The following is an 18,814-nucleotide window of genomic DNA, read 5'->3' as shown; positions in this document are numbered from 1 at the left end:
TCTTACAAACCCAAGGTTTGTATTCCGAAAATATCCTTAGAAAGGAGGTGATCCAGCCGCACCTTCCGATACGGCTACCTTGTTACGACTTCACCCCAATCATCTATCCCACCTTCGGCGGCTGGCTCCAAAAGGTTACCTCACCGACTTCGGGTGTTACAAACTCTCGTGGTGTGACGGGCGGTGTGTACAAGGCCCGGGAACGTATTCACCGCGGCATGCTGATCCGCGATTACTAGCGATTCCGGCTTCATGTAGGCGAGTTGCAGCCTACAATCCGAACTGAGAACGACTTTATCGGATTAGCTCCCTCTCGCGAGTTGGCAACCGTTTGTATCGTCCATTGTAGCACGTGTGTAGCCCAGGTCATAAGGGGCATGATGATTTGACGTCATCCCCACCTTCCTCCGGTTTGTCACCGGCAGTCACCTTAGAGTGCCCAACTAAATGATGGCAACTAAGATCAAGGGTTGCGCTCGTTGCGGGACTTAACCCAACATCTCACGACACGAGCTGACGACAACCATGCACCACCTGTCACCGTTGTCCCCGAAGGGAAAACCATATCTCTACAGTGGTCAACGGGATGTCAAGACCTGGTAAGGTTCTTCGCGTTGCTTCGAATTAAACCACATGCTCCACCGCTTGTGCGGGCCCCCGTCAATTCCTTTGAGTTTCAGTCTTGCGACCGTACTCCCCAGGCGGAGTGCTTAATGCGTTAGCTGCAGCACTAAGGGGCGGAAACCCCCTAACACTTAGCACTCATCGTTTACGGCGTGGACTACCAGGGTATCTAATCCTGTTTGCTCCCCACGCTTTCGCGCCTCAGTGTCAGTTACAGACCAGATAGTCGCCTTCGCCACTGGTGTTCCTCCAAATCTCTACGCATTTCACCGCTACACTTGGAATTCCACTATCCTCTTCTGCACTCAAGTCTCCCAGTTTCCAATGACCCTCCACGGTTGAGCCGTGGGCTTTCACATCAGACTTAAGAAACCACCTGCGCGCGCTTTACGCCCAATAATTCCGGACAACGCTTGCCACCTACGTATTACCGCGGCTGCTGGCACGTAGTTAGCCGTGGCTTTCTAATAAGGTACCGTCAAGGTACAGCCAGTTACTACTGTACTTGTTCTTCCCTTACAACAGAGTTTTACGAACCGAAATCCTTCTTCACTCACGCGGCGTTGCTCCATCAGGCTTTCGCCCATTGTGGAAGATTCCCTACTGCTGCCTCCCGTAGGAGTCTGGGCCGTGTCTCAGTCCCAGTGTGGCCGATCACCCTCTCAGGTCGGCTACGCATCGTCGCCTTGGTGAGCCGTTACCTCACCAACTAGCTAATGCGCCGCGGGCCCATCCTATAGCGACAGCCGAAACCGTCTTTCAGTATTGTCCCATGAGGAACAATAGATTATTCGGTATTAGCCCCGGTTTCCCGGAGTTATCCCAAACTATAAGGTAGGTTGCCCACGTGTTACTCACCCGTCCGCCGCTAACGTCGAAGGAGCAAGCTCCTTCTCTGTTCGCTCGACTTGCATGTATTAGGCACGCCGCCAGCGTTCGTCCTGAGCCAGGATCAAACTCTCCATAAAAGAAATTTGATTAGCTCAAATTGTTTTGCTGGCATCAATTTTGATGTCCAAAATTTTGTTTCGTTCACTAACGAAGTTAGCTAGTAAAAACTATATTGATTACGTTTTGCTTGTTCAGTTTTCAAGGTTCATTTCGTTAACTGTTTTAAAAGAGTTAACTTTTATATAATAACATGTTTCTGAAATAATGTCAAACATTTTTTTGTTTTTATTTATTCTTAGCTACATGTTGTAACAGCAACTTTTATATAATAACATCTAGTTTTTGAAACGTCAACAGTTTTTATTATTTTTTTAAAAAAACTACTACATTCTAAATCTCGGCCAAGTTTTTAAAAATTGAAGAGTACGATTTCTACCTATCTCTAACAATGTTTCTTTAGTCTCTTCATTTAAATCAAATTGTGTGGCACTATAATCATCTACTGGAATAAAAACAATATCCCTTTCGTGTCTTCTTGAAATATACCTTTCATCATGTGCCCCTTTCATAGTAGCAAATAACGCTTCAAATAAATTCAAGCCATTCTTTATCTCTTGTGGACATTGTTCTTCACTACTTCTACTTAGTTTAAGACCAAGTACAGGTCGCTTTTTACGCCCTTCTTTGTCATCAAATATCCATAAAGGAAAATTACTTAGTACGCCTCCATCAACAATGACAGACTCCCCCCTTCCTGTTTTTAATGTAACTGGTTCAAAAAAGAACGGAATGCCACAGCTCATACGTAATGCACAAGCAACAGAAAAATTATTGGCATCAATTTGATATTTGTGTAAATCATCTGGTAAAACAATAATTCTGCCATTCGATAAATCGGATGCTACTAATTTTAATGAACCTTTAGGTAAATCGGAAAAAGTATAAACCCCTTTATCCGCTAATTTTTGAAAAAACCATTTTTCTAATGCTTTCCCTTTATACAACCCTAAATGGTTATAAACATTAATCCATTTCATAAACGGTAATGGTAGAAATGTTTTTCGAGGATCTAATAATGAAGGTACATCTAATTCTTCAAGTATACATTCAATTTCCTTTCCACTATAACCAGCAGCAATAAAAGCAGCTAATATTGCTCCAGCACTTGTTCCTGCAACTCGTTTAAAATGAAAATTTTCAGCTTCTAATACTTGATACGCTCCAACCAAAGCAAAGCCTTTCAATCCTCCACCAGAAAAAACTCCATCAATCCACAAAATTCCCTCTCCTTTTTTAAGTAATCGTTATATTATAGAAAATTATCAAAGAGATTAGAACTTTAAAAAATGAATTCTGTCGAACTAACTGGATTATTAGATTGTTTACGTAAACATTAAAAATACATAATAAAAAAATAGAACGCCTGTCAGTATAAATCTCAATCTTAAATAAATAAGTAATACTTCAATATCTGCATGTATTCAATTAATGTTCTCATATCGAATATTCAAACCTCCAGCTTTCAAGCCCGTCTTAAGTAACTCATATGTTTTATAATTAAAACATGCCATATAGTCACTAGAATGCCCTTAACGGGCTTTAAAATTGCAAAAATAGTATATTGCCAGCATCTACACTTTCTAATTCTTCTATTGATACTTTGTTAAAATTTAAAATGCTTAATAATGAATTATGATTTTCCTTTTTAAAAAAATAACGAGAACCTATAAAAATAATAGATTCTCGTTATTGCTCAAAATAAAAAAACAGCCAGCAATTTGCTGACTGCTTTGTGTGCCTAGCGACGTCCTACTCTCACAGGGGGAAGCCCCCAACTACCATCGGCGCTAAAGAGCTTAACTTCCGTGTTCGGTATGGGAACGGGTGTGACCTCTTTGCCATCATCACTAGACTATTTACGGCTTTCAATATACATCGTATTTCTTTGTCAGCTTCATTCGTTCAGTCAGTCACGTACAGATGTACGCTCCTTCCTTCTCTCAATTGCTTCCGCGAACTACTCGTATCTTGAAACCCTTTTATGAAAGGTTGTTCTTTCAAAACTGGATAAACGTTCATTGAATGTTTCAAACTTTTTGGTTAAGTCCTCGATCGATTAGTATTCGTCAGCTCCATGTGTCACCACACTTCCACCTCGAACCTATCTACCTCATCGTCTTTGAGGGATCTTACTTACTTGCGTAATGGGAAATCTCATCTTGAGGGGGGCTTCATGCTTAGATGCTTTCAGCACTTATCCCGTCCACACATAGCTACCCAGCGATGCCTTTGGCAAGACAACTGGTACACCAGCGGTGTGTCCATCCCGGTCCTCTCGTACTAAGGACAGCTCCTCTCAAATTTCCTACGCCCACGACGGATAGGGACCGAACTGTCTCACGACGTTCTGAACCCAGCTCGCGTACCGCTTTAATGGGCGAACAGCCCAACCCTTGGGACCGACTACAGCCCCAGGATGCGATGAGCCGACATCGAGGTGCCAAACCTCCCCGTCGATGTGGACTCTTGGGGGAGATAAGCCTGTTATCCCCGGGGTAGCTTTTATCCGTTGAGCGATGGCCCTTCCATGCGGAACCACCGGATCACTAAGCCCGTCTTTCGACCCTGCTCGACTTGTAGGTCTCGCAGTCAAGCTCCCTTGTGCCTTTACACTCTACGAATGATTTCCAACCATTCTGAGGGAACCTTTGGGCGCCTCCGTTACCTTTTAGGAGGCGACCGCCCCAGTCAAACTGTCCGCCTGACACTGTCTCCTGCCCCGCTAAGGGGCATGGGTTAGAATTTCAATACAACCAGGGTAGTATCCCACCGACGCCTCCTTCGAAGCTGGCGCTCCGAGATCTCTGGCTCCTACCTATCCTGTACAAGTTGTACCAAAATTCAATATCAGGCTACAGTAAAGCTCCACGGGGTCTTTCCGTCCTGTCGCGGGTAACCTGCATCTTCACAGGTACTATAATTTCACCGAGTCTCTCGTTGAGACAGTGCCCAGATCGTTACGCCTTTCGTGCGGGTCGGAACTTACCCGACAAGGAATTTCGCTACCTTAGGACCGTTATAGTTACGGCCGCCGTTTACTGGGGCTTCAATTCGCAGCTTCGCTTGCGCTAACCACTCCTCTTAACCTTCCAGCACCGGGCAGGCGTCAGCCCCTATACGTCACCTTACGGTTTTGCAGAGACCTGTGTTTTTGCTAAACAGTCGCCTGGGCCTATTCACTGCGGCTCTCATGCGCTTGCACGCTCAAGAGCACCCCTTCTCCCGAAGTTACGGGGTCATTTTGCCGAGTTCCTTAACGAGAGTTCTCTCGCACACCTTAGGATTCTCTCCTCGACTACCTGTGTCGGTTTGCGGTACGGGCACCTCTCACCTCGATAGAGGCTTTTCTTGGCAGTGTGAAATCAGGAACTTCGTCCATACGGACTCGCCATCACAGCTCAACGTTACAGTGTGCGGATTTGCCTACACACACGCCTTACTGCTTGGACGCGCACAACCAACGGCGCGCTTACCCTATCCTACTGCGTCCCCCCATTTCTCAAACGGTGAGGAGGTGGTACAGGAATATCAACCTGTTGTCCATCGCCTACGCCTATCGGCCTCGGCTTAGGTCCCGACTAACCCTGAGCGGACGAGCCTTCCTCAGGAAACCTTAGTCATACGGTGGACGGGATTCTCACCCGTCTTTCGCTACTCATACCGGCATTCTCACTTCTAAGCGCTCCACCAGTCCTTCCGGTCTGACTTCAACGCACTTAGAACGCTCTCCTACCACTGACATCGTAGATGTCAATCCACAGCTTCGGTGAATCGTTTAGCCCCGATACATTTTCGGCGCAGCGTCACTCGACCAGTGAGCTATTACGCACTCTTTAAATGATGGCTGCTTCTAAGCCAACATCCTGGTTGTCTGTGCAACGCCACATCCTTTTCCACTTAACGATTACTTTGGGACCTTAGCTGGTGGTCTGGGCTGTTTCCCTTTTGACTACGGATCTTATCACTCGCAGTCTGACTCCCGTGTATAAATATCTGGCATTCGGAGTTTGTCTGAATTCGGTAAACCGGGATGGCCCCCTAGTCCAAACAGTGCTCTACCTCCAGTATTCTCATCACGAGGCTAGCCCTAAAGCTATTTCGGAGAGAACCAGCTATCTCCAAGTTCGATTGGAATTTCTCCGCTACCCACACCTCATCCCCGCACTTTTCAACGTGCGTGGGTTCGGGCCTCCAGTAAGTGTTACCTCACCTTCACCCTGGACATGGGTAGATCACCTGGTTTCGGGTCTACGACCACGTACTAATTCGCCCTATTCAGACTCGCTTTCGCTGCGGCTCCGCCTTCTAAAGCTTAACCTCGCACGTAATCGTAACTCGCCGGTTCATTCTACAAAAGGCACGCTATCACCCATTAACGGGCTCTAACTACTTGTAGGCACACGGTTTCAGGATCTCTTTCACTCCCCTCCCGGGGTGCTTTTCACCTTTCCCTCACGGTACTGGTTCACTATCGGTCACTAGGTAGTATTTAGCCTTGGGAGATGGTCCTCCCGGATTCCGACGGAATTTCACGTGTTCCGCCGTACTCAGGATCCACTCTGGAGGGAATAAACTTTCGACTACAGGGCTTTTACCTGCTCTGGCGGACCTTTCCAAGTCGCTTCATCTAACTCATTCCTTTGTAACTCCGTATAGAGTGTCCTACAACCCCAAGAGGCAAGCCTCTTGGTTTGGGCTCTTCCCGTTTCGCTCGCCGCTACTCAGGGAATCGATTTTTCTTTCTCTTCCTCCAGGTACTTAGATGTTTCAGTTCCCTGGGTCTGCCTTCAAGACGCTATGTATTCACGTCAAGATACTACGCGATTAAACGTAGTGGGTTCCCCCATTCGGAAATCTCCGGATCAAAGCTCACTTACAGCTCCCCGAAGCATATCGGTGTTAGTGCCGTCCTTCTTCGGCTCCTAGTGCCAAGGCATTCGCCGTGCGCCCTTAATAACTTAACCTGCAGCTTCCGATATACATCGTAATCCAGCGTCAGCTTCATTCGTTCGGTCAGTCACGTACAGAGGTACGCTCCTTCTCTCACTCAATCGCTTCCTTGTCTTACTCGTATCTCGAAACCTTCATTTGTTATTAAGCCTATAAAAAACTTAAAAAAATAAATGTGTTTGTTACAATTTCAATGTCGTTTTATCCAGTTTTCAAAGAACAAATAAAAATTGGTGGAGCCTAGCGGGATCGAACCGCTGACCTCCTGCGTGCAAGGCAGGCGCTCTCCCAGCTGAGCTAAGGCCCCAAGAGGTTATATATGGTGGGCCTAAATGGACTCGAACCATCGACCTCACGCTTATCAGGCGTGCGCTCTAACCAGCTGAGCTATAGGCCCTCTTGGAAGTTTTATAAAGTTAGTTATAAACCTTCAAAACTGAACGCAAAACGTAATCTTACAAACCCAAGGTTTGTATTCCGAAAATATCCTTAGAAAGGAGGTGATCCAGCCGCACCTTCCGATACGGCTACCTTGTTACGACTTCACCCCAATCATCTATCCCACCTTCGGCGGCTGGCTCCAAAAGGTTACCTCACCGACTTCGGGTGTTACAAACTCTCGTGGTGTGACGGGCGGTGTGTACAAGGCCCGGGAACGTATTCACCGCGGCATGCTGATCCGCGATTACTAGCGATTCCGGCTTCATGTAGGCGAGTTGCAGCCTACAATCCGAACTGAGAACGACTTTATCGGATTAGCTCCCTCTCGCGAGTTGGCAACCGTTTGTATCGTCCATTGTAGCACGTGTGTAGCCCAGGTCATAAGGGGCATGATGATTTGACGTCATCCCCACCTTCCTCCGGTTTGTCACCGGCAGTCACCTTAGAGTGCCCAACTAAATGATGGCAACTAAGATCAAGGGTTGCGCTCGTTGCGGGACTTAACCCAACATCTCACGACACGAGCTGACGACAACCATGCACCACCTGTCACCGTTGTCCCCGAAGGGAAAACCATATCTCTACAGTGGTCAACGGGATGTCAAGACCTGGTAAGGTTCTTCGCGTTGCTTCGAATTAAACCACATGCTCCACCGCTTGTGCGGGCCCCCGTCAATTCCTTTGAGTTTCAGTCTTGCGACCGTACTCCCCAGGCGGAGTGCTTAATGCGTTAGCTGCAGCACTAAGGGGCGGAAACCCCCTAACACTTAGCACTCATCGTTTACGGCGTGGACTACCAGGGTATCTAATCCTGTTTGCTCCCCACGCTTTCGCGCCTCAGTGTCAGTTACAGACCAGATAGTCGCCTTCGCCACTGGTGTTCCTCCAAATCTCTACGCATTTCACCGCTACACTTGGAATTCCACTATCCTCTTCTGCACTCAAGTCTCCCAGTTTCCAATGACCCTCCACGGTTGAGCCGTGGGCTTTCACATCAGACTTAAGAAACCACCTGCGCGCGCTTTACGCCCAATAATTCCGGACAACGCTTGCCACCTACGTATTACCGCGGCTGCTGGCACGTAGTTAGCCGTGGCTTTCTAATAAGGTACCGTCAAGGTACAGCCAGTTACTACTGTACTTGTTCTTCCCTTACAACAGAGTTTTACGAACCGAAATCCTTCTTCACTCACGCGGCGTTGCTCCATCAGGCTTTCGCCCATTGTGGAAGATTCCCTACTGCTGCCTCCCGTAGGAGTCTGGGCCGTGTCTCAGTCCCAGTGTGGCCGATCACCCTCTCAGGTCGGCTACGCATCGTCGCCTTGGTGAGCCGTTACCTCACCAACTAGCTAATGCGCCGCGGGCCCATCCTATAGCGACAGCCGAAACCGTCTTTCAGTATTGTCCCATGAGGAACAATAGATTATTCGGTATTAGCCCCGGTTTCCCGGAGTTATCCCAAACTATAAGGTAGGTTGCCCACGTGTTACTCACCCGTCCGCCGCTAACGTCGAAGGAGCAAGCTCCTTCTCTGTTCGCTCGACTTGCATGTATTAGGCACGCCGCCAGCGTTCGTCCTGAGCCAGGATCAAACTCTCCATAAAAGAAATTTGATTAGCTCAAATTGTTTTGCTGGCATCAATTTTGATGTCCAAAATTTTGTTTCGTTCACTAACGAAGTTAGCTAGTAAAAACTATATTGATTACGTTTTACTTGTTCAGTTTTCAAGGTTCATTTTGTTTCGTTTAGTGCGTCACCTCTTGGCGACTCATTTATAATATCAAGATTCATAAACTATGTCAACACTTTATCTAAAAAAATATAAATAGTTTTTGATTACATGTATTTACTCTAGTAGAACAACGGATTAATAAGGCAATCACAACACTTTATGACTGCCTTATTAGTTCTTTATTTACTCTATTCATTTGTAATAATTCGTGAAATATAAAACGTACGATTTTTTCCTAAATCAAAAATTTCACCTGTAATGCTTAATTTAATAATAGGACGTGTAGGTGCATATCTGTTTACGAACATTACTTCACCACGTTCTAGATTTGAAAGTTCAATAATTGTTCCAATTGGTAAGTCTGCCACTAAGTCAATCAACGCTCTTACTACTTTAATATCAAATTTCCCAAACTCAGACTCATTTATCATTTCTATTACTTTAAACGAAGATTGTTTAGAGCGATAAACTCGCTCACATGTCATAGCATGAAAAACATCAGCAACTGCAATAATCTGCGCAAAAACCGATATGTTTGCGATTTTCTCACCTTTAGGATAGCCACTTCCGTTTAAGCGCTCATGATGTTGGAAAATTGCTTCTTTAATTGTATCTTTTAGGATAGTTAAATCCTTTACCATGTTATAACTATATATAGGATGTTTATGAATCTCTGAAAATTCTTGTTCTGTTAAAGTGGTTTTTTTATCACGAATACGTGGGTGAATTTTAGCCATACCGCAATCTGCTAATAAACCGCCAATTGCAATTTGAATGGTTAACCCTTTATCGTAACCTAATTTTTGAGCGATCACAGAAGAAATCAGTGCTGTTCCTACACAATGATGGTATAAATAATCTTTTGGATTCGAATATTCATTTAAGTTAAAAATAATTGTACGATCTTCTAAAACCATATCCAATAATGGCAAAATAATCGAACGTGCTTTTGTAATATCTACCTTCGCACCAGCTTCCCAATTTTTAAACTCTTTCTTAAATTGTTCAACAGAATTGCTGTAAACTCTTTTAAACGTTGGGACAACTTCTGGTTGGAAAGCAAAATCTATGTCTTTTTCAGTCTCTACTGAAACTTCTTTTAAATTGTCTTTATATACAGGAGCTCTTGAAATATTAAATGCGCTAAAGACTTGTAAATGCTCATGCGATACTACTGTATCTTTAAAAATTATTGGATATTGTGTATTAGCAAAAATATCTTCAGAAATAACTTTTCCAATACGTAATTCTGAAATTGGGACATGTACCGTTTCCACGAAATTAAACACCTCTTTACTATTTCACTTACTTGAACTAAGGTCTATTTATATATTATCACGAATTTCTAAATTATTACTTATTTTTCACGATATATAATAAAAACCGATGAGCAGCAACAAACGCTGTCGTCATCGGTTATTTTTTATTCTTCTATTTCCTCATTTTCATCAGTGGTCTCTTCGTCTTCTTTTTCAACTTTTGCAACAGTTGCAACAAGTTCGTCATCCCCTAAACGAATTAAACGAACGCCTTGCGTGCTACGACCAATTAATGAGATATCATTTACATCCATACGTATCAGCATTCCGTTGATTGTAATAAGCATTAAATCTTCAGAACCATCAACCGTTTTAACAGCCACCATAGGACCATTTTTATCGGTAATTTGAATTGTTTTTAAACCAACGCCACCACGACTTTGTAAACGATACTCCTCTTCAGTTGTACGCTTACCATAGCCTTTTTCGGTAACGACTAAAATTTCTTGTCCAGGTTCGACGATTTCCATACCAACTACTTCATCGCCTTCTCGTAGCTTAATACCACGTACGCCACCTGCTGTACGTCCCATTGAACGGATATCATCCTCTTGGAAACGAACAAGCATACCGTCACGCGTTCCGATAATAACTTGCTTCATACCATCCGTTAAACGAACCGCAATTAAATCATCATCTTCTCTTAAACTAATAGCAATTAAGCCATTCGTACGGATATTTGCAAATTGAGATACAGGTGTACGCTTTGAAATACCTGTTTTCGTTGTAAAGATAAAGTAAGCATCCTTGTCAAATGAATCAACACGAATCATTGCCGTAACTTTCTCACCTTTATCGATATTTAGTAAGTTAACGATTGGTAAACCTTTCGCCGTGCGACCGTACTCTGGAATTTCGTAACCTTTTGCACGGAATACTTTCCCCTTAGACGTGAAGAATAAAATAGTATCGTGCGTAGATGTATTCATAAGGTGCTCGACGAAGTCATCTTCATTGGTTCCCATTCCTTGTACACCACGACCACCACGCTTTTGACTGCGATATGTATTGGCAGCTAAGCGCTTAATATAACCATTATGCGTTAACGTAACAACTGAATTTTCTACAGGAATTAAATCCTCATCCTCAATCATTTCCATACCGCCAGATGTAATCTCTGTACGACGAGCATCATTGAAGCGCTCTTTCAGTTCTAATATTTCAGTGCGAATAATCTCAACAATTTTAGCTTCATCAGCTAAGATTGCTTTTAATTCAGCAATTAGCACTTGTAACTCTTGATATTCCGCTTCAATTTTTTCTCGTTCTAACCCACTTAAACGAACTAAACGCATATCTAAAATTGCTTGCGCTTGACGTTCAGATAAATTAAACCGTTCCATTAATTGCGGTTTAGCTTCCTCACCACTACGAGAACCGCGGATAATCGCAATAATTTCATCAATATGATCTAGGGCAATTCGTAAGCCCTCTAAAATATGAGCACGGTCTTCTGCTTTCTTTAAATCGAATTCAGTACGGCGGCGAATAATGACTTTTTGATGCTCTAAATAATGATACAACATCTCTTTAATGCCCATTACTTTTGGCTGTCCATTTACTAACGACAGCATATTAACACCAAAGCTTGATTGCATCGCTGTTTGCTTATAAAGATTATTTAACACGACATTTGCATTGGCATCTTTTCGTATTTCAATAACTACACGCATACCACGGCGGTCAGATTCATCTCGTAAATTGGTAATGCCATCGATTTTTTTATCGCGAACTAGCTCAGCAATCTTTTCAATTAATTTTGCCTTATTTACTTGGTAAGGTAATTCATGAATAAGAATTGTTTCTTTACCGTTTGATTTTTGTTCAATTTCTACTTTAGCTCGAATAATAATGGAACCACGGCCCGTTTCATAGGCACGGCGAATACCACTGCGTCCTAAAATTAATCCGCCAGTTGGGAAATCCGGTCCTGGAATAATTTCCATCAATTCTTCAGTAGTAATTGCAGGATTTTCAGATAGTGCTAACACTCCATCAATCGTTTCCCCTAGATTATGTGGCGGAATATTTGTTGCCATACCAACGGCAATACCAGCAGCACCATTAACTAATAAGTTAGGATAACGACTTGGTAAAACGATTGGTTCTTTTTCAGAGCCGTCATAGTTATCAGTATAGTCAATTGTGTTTTTATTAATATCTCGAAGCATTTCCATTGCAATACGAGACATACGTGATTCTGTATAACGCATTGCAGCTGCTCCGTCGCCATCAACAGAACCAAAGTTTCCGTGGCCATCAACAAGCATGTAACGATAACTAAAATCTTGTGCCATACGTACCATGGCATCGTAAATAGAAGAGTCACCATGTGGATGGTACTTACCCATTACATCCCCAACGATACGTGCTGATTTTTTGTACGCTTTATCTGCTGTATTCCCTAACTCTTGCATGCCGTATAAAATACGACGATGAACTGGCTTTAATCCATCGCGTACATCTGGTAATGCACGCGAAACGATTACACTCATCGCATAATCGAGGAAGGATGTTTCAATTTCTTCTGTTATATTAACTCCTTTAACACCGGAGCGTTCTTGTTCTGACAAAGTGTAGACCTCCCCTCAAGAAAAATTAAATATCTAAATTAGCGTATACCGCATTTTCTTCGATAAATTGACGACGAGGTTCTACTTCATCGCCCATTAAGCGTTCGAAAGCTTCGTTCGCTTTAATTGCATCATCTAATTCCACTTGCAATAATGTACGGTGCTCTGGATCCATTGTTGTATCCCACAGCTGCTCTGCGTTCATTTCGCCAAGACCTTTATAGCGTTGAACTACAGGCTTAGGCATGTTTGGCAATCGCTCTAAAATCTCTTGTAGCGCAATATCATCATAGCAATATTCAACATGCTTCCCTTGCTTCACTTGATAAAGTGGTGGCTGTGCAATATAAATATAACCAGCATCTATTAGAGGTCGTAAGAAACGGAAGAAGAATGTTAACAATAACGTACGGATGTGCGCTCCATCTACGTCGGCGTCCGTCATAATAATAATTTTATGATAACGCGCTTTTTCTAAATTAAATTCTTCCCCAATACCAGTACCGAAGGCTGTAATCATTGCTCGAATTTCAGCATTAGATAATATTTTATCTAATCGTGCTTTTTCAACGTTCAAAATTTTACCACGTAAAGGTAAAATCGCTTGGAAGTGACGGTCACGTCCAGATTTCGCTGAACCACCGGCAGAGTCACCCTCTACAATGTAAATTTCACATTCAGCTGGGTTTGTAGAAGAACAGTCAGCAAGTTTACCAGGTAAGCTTGATACTTCAAGTGCTGATTTGCGGCGTGTAAATTCGCGCGCCTTTTTCGCTGCCACACGTGCCCGAGCTGCCATTAAACCTTTATCAATAATTTTACGTGCTACAGTTGGATTTTCTAACATGAAACGTTCAAAACCATCTGAGAATAACGCATTCGTAATTTGGCTTACTTCGGAGTTACCAAGCTTAGTTTTCGTTTGTCCCTCAAATTGAGGATCAGGGTGCTTAATAGATATAATAGCCGTTAACCCTTCGCGAACATCTTCACCTGTAAGGTTCGTATCAGCTTCTTTTAATAAGCCATTTTTACGCGCGTAATCATTGATAACACGAGTAAGTGCTGTTTTAAAGCCTGACTCATGTGTACCACCTTCATACGTATTGATGTTATTTGCGAACGAGAAAATATTCGATGAAAAACCAGCATTATATTGCATGGCGATTTCAATAGAAATACCGTCCTTTTCGCCAAGAACATCAATTGGCTCATGGATAGGCTCTTTAGACTTGTTCAAGTGCTCTACATAAGAACGAATACCACCTTCATAATGATATGTAGTGGAACGTATCTCATCTTCACGCTCATCTGCAATTGTAATTCGAATACCGCGATTCAAATAGGCTAATTCGCGAATACGATGTGCTAAAATATCGAATTCATATTCTGTTGTTTCTTTGAAAATTTCAGGATCTGCTTTGAAACGAGTAGTTGTTCCGTTATGATCGGTTTCACCAATAACAGTTAATGCCTGTGTTGTTTGACCGCGTTCAAATTTTATTTCGTGGATTTGTCCCTCGCGATGAACTTGAACAATTGTCTCAACTGACAAAGCATTTACTACTGATGCCCCTACACCATGAAGACCGCCTGATACTTTATAGCCCCCACCGCCGAATTTACCACCAGCATGGAGCACTGTCATAATGACTTCGACAGCTGGTTTTCCCATCTTTTCTTGAATACTGACAGGAATTCCTCGACCATTATCTTCTACACGAATCCAATTGTCTTTTTCAATCGTAACTGAGATATCAGTACAAAAACCTGCAAGTGCTTCATCTATACTATTATCAACAATTTCCCATACCAAATGGTGAAGACCTTTAGAGCTTGTTGAACCGATATACATCCCCGGTCTTTTACGAACCGCTTCTAAACCTTCTAATACCTGTATTTGATCGGCTTCATACGCTTGATCTTGTAAACCTTCGTTTTCTATAGCCACGGCTTCCATCTACTCCTTCATAACATCTTTGTGTGTAAATGAATGAACAGTCAACCGAGCTGACTATTACCATTCTTTTATAATCTAAAAAACTCCCTGGCTAACTTTCTTCAATCGCACCTTGTTTCACGTGGAACAGCTGAGCATGTTCCATCGTCTCATGATGAATTCCATCAACACTTGTAGTCGTTACAAAGGTTTGGACTTCACCTTGAATGGTATTTAATAAATGCGATTGGCGATAATCATCGAGTTCCGACAATACATCGTCTAAAAGTAGAATGGGTGTTTCATTTGTTTCTTGTTTAATTAACTCAATTTCGGCGAGCTTTAATGACAAAGCAGTTGTACGCTGCTGTCCTTGTGAGCCATATGTTTGCACATCATAGCCATTCACTAAAAATTGTAAATCATCTCGATGTGGTCCAACCATCGTGACACCACGCTCAAATTCACGATTCTTTACCTCTACTAACTTTTTAAGTAATAGATCTTCCATTTCACTAGCAGTCTGTCCTTTATCAATACCTGCTACAGTGCGGTATTTAATCATTAAAGTTTCCTTACCTTGTGAAATTCCTGCATGAATCGGCTCTGCCCACTCTTGTAATAAATCCATAAATTGAAATCTTTTTCGAATAATTTGGGTAGCTGCGTGAATATACTGCTCATTATAAACATCATACATCACATCGTTTGTCATTATCTTACCCTGATTCATTTTCAAATAATGATTGCGTTGTTTTAAAATCTTTTGAAAGGTTAATAAATCATGTAAGTAGACGGGCGAAATTTGCCCAATCTCCATATCAATAAAACGTCGTCGTATTTGCGGGCTTCCCTTAACAACATTTAAATCTTCTGGCGCAAACATAACCACATTCATTTGACCAATATAATGACTAAGACGGCTTTGTTCAATATGATTAATTTTACCCTTTTTGCCCTTTTTCGTAATGGTAAGCTCTATTGGTAAAATACCGTGCCTTTTTTGAACGGCCCCTTCTATTTTACCATAGTCTGAATCCCAACGTATCAATTCTTTATCGTTCGTCGTGCGATGTGATTTAGCCATCGCTAATACGTAGATGGATTCCATCACATTTGTTTTCCCTTGGGCATTTTCACCAATAAATACATTTATTTTTGGAGAGAATTTTAACGTTAACGCATCATAGTTGCGGTAATTTGTAAGTTTTAACTGCTCAATATGCATAATTTATTGTCCAGTGGGTCCAACAATTCGGAACCGGCCACATCCAGGAATATTTACAACATCTCCGTTACGTAATTTGCGACCACGGCGATCATCTACCTCGCCATTTACGTAAACATCATTTTCGTGTAAAAACCATTTTGCCATACCGCCTGAGCTAATGGCATCAGTCATTTTTAAAAGTTGCCCTAACGTGACAAACTCTACATCGATTTCAATGTCTTTCATAGCTGTGTTACCCTCCAAATACAGAATGTCTATCTCTCTATCATACCTAAAAATGCTTCATAAGTAAAAAAAGATAGCCGCAATGAGCGACTATCCCAAAGTTTATCAAAGTAAATAAACATAACTTAAAACCCAATTTATTCTATATAATACAACTAATAGAAATTGGACAATTAATATGTGCGAACTGGTAAAATTAGTTGCAGAATTGCATCATCATGAACAGAGCGTAAAATAAATGGTCTCATCGCACCAGTGAATTGAATAACCACATCTTGACCATCAATTGCTTTTAATGCTTCCATCATGTATTTAGCGCTAAAGGAAATTTTTAAGTTATCCCCTTCTAATGCTTCCACAGGTATTTCTTCTTGTACTTTACCTATCTCCGGAGAATTCGATGAAACTTCAACCGCTTGACTATCTAAAATTTCGAAGCGCACAACATTATTACGATCTCCTCGTGCGACAAGTGATGCACGATCAATTGCTTGTAATAAAGCTTTACCGTTAATCGTTACATTTGTTTGATATTCTTCTGGAATTAAACGTGATGTATCAGGGTAGTTCCCTTCAAGTAAACGAGAGAAGAATAATACATCTCCTGTTTTAAATAATACTTGCTGACTTGTAATAACAATTTGGACAAGATTTGTAGAATCTTCTAACACCTTATTTAACTCATTTAAACTTTTACCAGGAATGACTACACTATGTTCAACTTCAGGTAAATCTTCTAGCTGTACTTTACGTCTTGCTAAGCGGTGGCTATCTGTTGCAACACAGATTAATGTTTCGTTTTTAATCTGCCAGTTTACACCTGTCAACACGGGTCTGCTTTCAGAAGTTGCCACTGCGAATACTGTTTCACGGATAATTGATTTTAGTAAGTCAGCAGGAATAGTAAATTTTTGATCCTCTGTTAATTCTGGTAATAAAGGATATTCAGCAGCATCAGAGCCAATTAAATGGAATTCTGATTTCCCTGAACGAATATGCGTTTGGAAACCTGTTGTTACTTGAATTTCAACCTCGTTTGTCGGCAATTTACGAACAATTTCATTGAACATACGTGCTTGTACAACGATTGAACCAGTTTCCGCAATGTGAATAATTTGTTGCCCATCTTCTTCTACTGGGATAAATGTTTGAATTGTAATATCTGCATCACTACCAGTTAGACGAATTCCTTCGTTTGTTACATCAATTTTAATCCCCGTTAATATCGGAATTGTTGTTTTCGAACTTACGGCTTTCATGACATCATTTAAACCTTCTAGTAAACGGTCACGTAAAATATCAAATTTCATTTGTTTTCCCTCACATATTTATATTATTTATTTATTAAATATAAAAAGATATAGTAATAGGCCCTGTGGATTTGTGGATAAGTGCTTCTAGGTGAATAAAATCAGTCTATCCACATGTAGATAGACTGTGTATAAGTTTGTGTTTAAAAATTAGAGTTGTCCACAAGATTATTTCCCTAGCATGCTACGAATTTGTTTAATATCTTGTTGCAGTTGAACGTCATTTTTCAACAAAGAAGATATTTTTTCATGAGCATGGATAACAGTAGTATGGTCACGACCACCAAACTCTTCGCCAATTTTCGGCAGCGAGAAATCTGTTAATTCGCGTGATAAAAACATCGCAATTTGTCGAGGAAAGGCGATTAGCTTAGTTCGTTTTTTAGCTGAAAAATCTTCTAAACGAATATTAAAGTGCTCTCCTACTGCATTTTGAATGTCTAAAATTGTCACAGTTCTAGGTTTTGTATTAGGAATGATATCTTTTAATGCTTCAGCGGCTAATGTAGCTGTAATATCCTTGTTTACTAACGAAGAGTAAGCTACGACACGAATAAGCGCACCTTCAAGCTCCCGGATATTGGAGTCAATCTGGTTCGCAATATAGAGCATGACTTCGTTTGGTACATCCAAACCGTCCGCTTTTGCTTTTTTTCGTAGAATAGCGATACGCGTTTCTAAATCAGGTGGAGCTATATCTGTAATTAGCCCCCACTCAAATCGAGAACGTAAGCGATCCTCTAAAGTAGGTATTTCCTTAGGTGGACGGTCACTTGATATGACAATTTGTTTTGATTCCTCGTGCAATGTGTTAAAAGTATGGAAAAATTCTTCTTGAGTCGATTCTTTTCCAGCAAGGAATTGAATATCATCAATTAGCAGCACATCTACATTACGGTATTTGTTGCGAAAATCGAGTGCTTTATTATCGCGAATAGAGTTAATAAATTCATTTGTAAACTTTTCTGATGATAAGTACACGACTTTTGCGTTTGGATTATGTTCTAACACATAATGACCAATTGCGTGCATTAAATGCGTTTTGCCAAGCCCTACGCCCCCATATATAAAGAATGGGTTATAAGCCTTTGCAGGGGCTTCAGCAACAGCTAACGATGCAGCATGTGCGAAGCGGTTTCCAGAGCCAATAACAAACGTATCAAATGTATATTTCGGATTTAACATCCCTGGTGAAATATCATGATGGTCGTTATTTTTTGCTTGGATAATCGGCGCTGGTAAGTCAAAATCGTCCGAATCCTGGTTTTTTTGAACAACAAATTTAATAAGCAAGTCTTCGCCTGTTAGCTCCGTTAATATACCTGTAATCAAATGAATATAATGATTTTCAAGCCAGTCTCGAGCAAACGAATTTGGCGCCGCTATTGTCACGGTTGAACCACTTCCATTGTAAGAAAGTAATTTAGTAGACTTTAGCCACGTTTCGAAGCTTGGTTTAGAAATTTTTTGTTCAACTTGAGCCAGGACATTATTCCATAATTCTTCTAAATGTTCCAA

General features: G+C 41.7%; 8 protein-coding genes, 2 tRNA genes and 4 rRNA genes. All 14 read right to left on the bottom strand.

What is annotated here, in order from left to right; all coding sequences use genetic code 11:
- Nucleotides 1-40: 40 nt before the first annotated feature.
- The 14 genes from MKY08_RS00070 to dnaA all read right to left on the bottom strand — a co-directional run bounded on the left by MKY08_RS00070 (nt 41) and on the right by dnaA (nt 18,814).
- Nucleotides 41-1,592: ribosomal RNA gene (locus tag MKY08_RS00070) — 16S ribosomal RNA — on the bottom strand.
- 306 nt (nt 1,593-1,898) lie between these two features.
- Entirely contained in the window at nt 1,899-2,792 is an 894-nt protein-coding gene (locus tag MKY08_RS00065; RefSeq protein WP_069512206.1) for a patatin-like phospholipase family protein, read from the bottom strand.
- A 519-nt stretch (nt 2,793-3,311) separates the two neighbouring features.
- Nucleotides 3,312-3,427 (bottom strand): 5S ribosomal RNA (gene rrf / locus MKY08_RS00060).
- A 184-nt stretch (nt 3,428-3,611) separates the two neighbouring features.
- Nucleotides 3,612-6,539 (bottom strand): 23S ribosomal RNA (locus MKY08_RS00055).
- A 217-nt stretch (nt 6,540-6,756) separates the two neighbouring features.
- Nucleotides 6,757-6,832 (bottom strand) — tRNA-Ala (locus MKY08_RS00050).
- Nucleotides 6,833-6,845: 13 nt separating this feature from the next.
- A tRNA-Ile gene (locus MKY08_RS00045) sits at nt 6,846-6,922 on the bottom strand.
- A gap of 96 nt (nt 6,923-7,018) precedes the next feature.
- Nucleotides 7,019-8,570, bottom strand: a 16S ribosomal RNA gene (locus tag MKY08_RS00040).
- The 16S, 23S and 5S rRNA genes sit together here with 2 tRNA genes alongside, the layout of an rRNA operon.
- A 317-nt stretch (nt 8,571-8,887) precedes the next feature.
- Complete coding sequence (locus MKY08_RS00035; protein WP_069514007.1) at nt 8,888-9,976, bottom strand: HD-GYP domain-containing protein; 1,089 nt, start codon at nt 9,974-9,976, stop codon at nt 8,888-8,890.
- 146 nt (nt 9,977-10,122) lie between these two features.
- A complete protein-coding gene (gyrA, locus tag MKY08_RS00030; protein ID WP_069514010.1) occupies nt 10,123-12,591 on the bottom strand; it encodes a DNA gyrase subunit A in 2,469 nt (822 codons plus the stop codon).
- 25 nt (nt 12,592-12,616) lie between these two features.
- Nucleotides 12,617-14,551 carry a DNA topoisomerase (ATP-hydrolyzing) subunit B gene (gene gyrB / locus MKY08_RS00025; protein WP_069514013.1) on the bottom strand — a complete coding sequence of 645 codons (1,935 nt, stop codon included), beginning with the start codon at nt 14,549-14,551 and terminating at the stop codon, nt 12,617-12,619.
- A gap of 91 nt (nt 14,552-14,642) precedes the next feature.
- The gene (gene recF / locus MKY08_RS00020; protein WP_069514016.1) at nt 14,643-15,758 is read right to left on the bottom strand and encodes a DNA replication/repair protein RecF; all 1,116 of its coding nucleotides are present in this window, start codon (nt 15,756-15,758) and stop codon (nt 14,643-14,645) included.
- A 3-nt stretch (nt 15,759-15,761) separates the two neighbouring features.
- Complete coding sequence (yaaA, locus tag MKY08_RS00015; protein ID WP_024364626.1) at nt 15,762-15,986, bottom strand: S4 domain-containing protein YaaA; 225 nt, start codon at nt 15,984-15,986, stop codon at nt 15,762-15,764.
- A gap of 173 nt (nt 15,987-16,159) precedes the next feature.
- Complete coding sequence (gene dnaN / locus MKY08_RS00010; RefSeq protein WP_024364627.1) at nt 16,160-17,296, bottom strand: DNA polymerase III subunit beta; 1,137 nt, start codon at nt 17,294-17,296, stop codon at nt 16,160-16,162.
- 168 nt (nt 17,297-17,464) lie between these two features.
- Nucleotides 17,465-18,814, bottom strand: coding sequence for a chromosomal replication initiator protein DnaA (dnaA, locus tag MKY08_RS00005; RefSeq protein WP_069514019.1), 1,350 nt, complete (start codon nt 18,812-18,814; stop codon nt 17,465-17,467).

This window comes from Lysinibacillus sp. FSL M8-0337 (genome assembly GCF_038593855.1).
In the GTDB taxonomy this organism is placed as follows: domain Bacteria; phylum Bacillota; class Bacilli; order Bacillales_A; family Planococcaceae; genus Lysinibacillus; species Lysinibacillus sphaericus_D.
Note: the sequence above shows the minus strand (reverse complement) of the source record. Positions and strands in the feature narration are given on the sequence as shown.

Coding starts and splice junctions, on each gene's coding strand:
- gyrB (WP_069514013.1), bottom strand. CDS start 14,551: ATGGAAGCCGTGGCTATAGAAAACGAAGGTTTACAAGATCAAGCGTAT.
- recF (WP_069514016.1), bottom strand. CDS start 15,758: ATGCATATTGAGCAGTTAAAACTTACAAATTACCGCAACTATGATGCG.
- dnaN (WP_024364627.1), bottom strand. CDS start 17,296: ATGAAATTTGATATTTTACGTGACCGTTTACTAGAAGGTTTAAATGAT.
- yaaA (WP_024364626.1), bottom strand. CDS start 15,986: ATGAAAGACATTGAAATCGATGTAGAGTTTGTCACGTTAGGGCAACTT.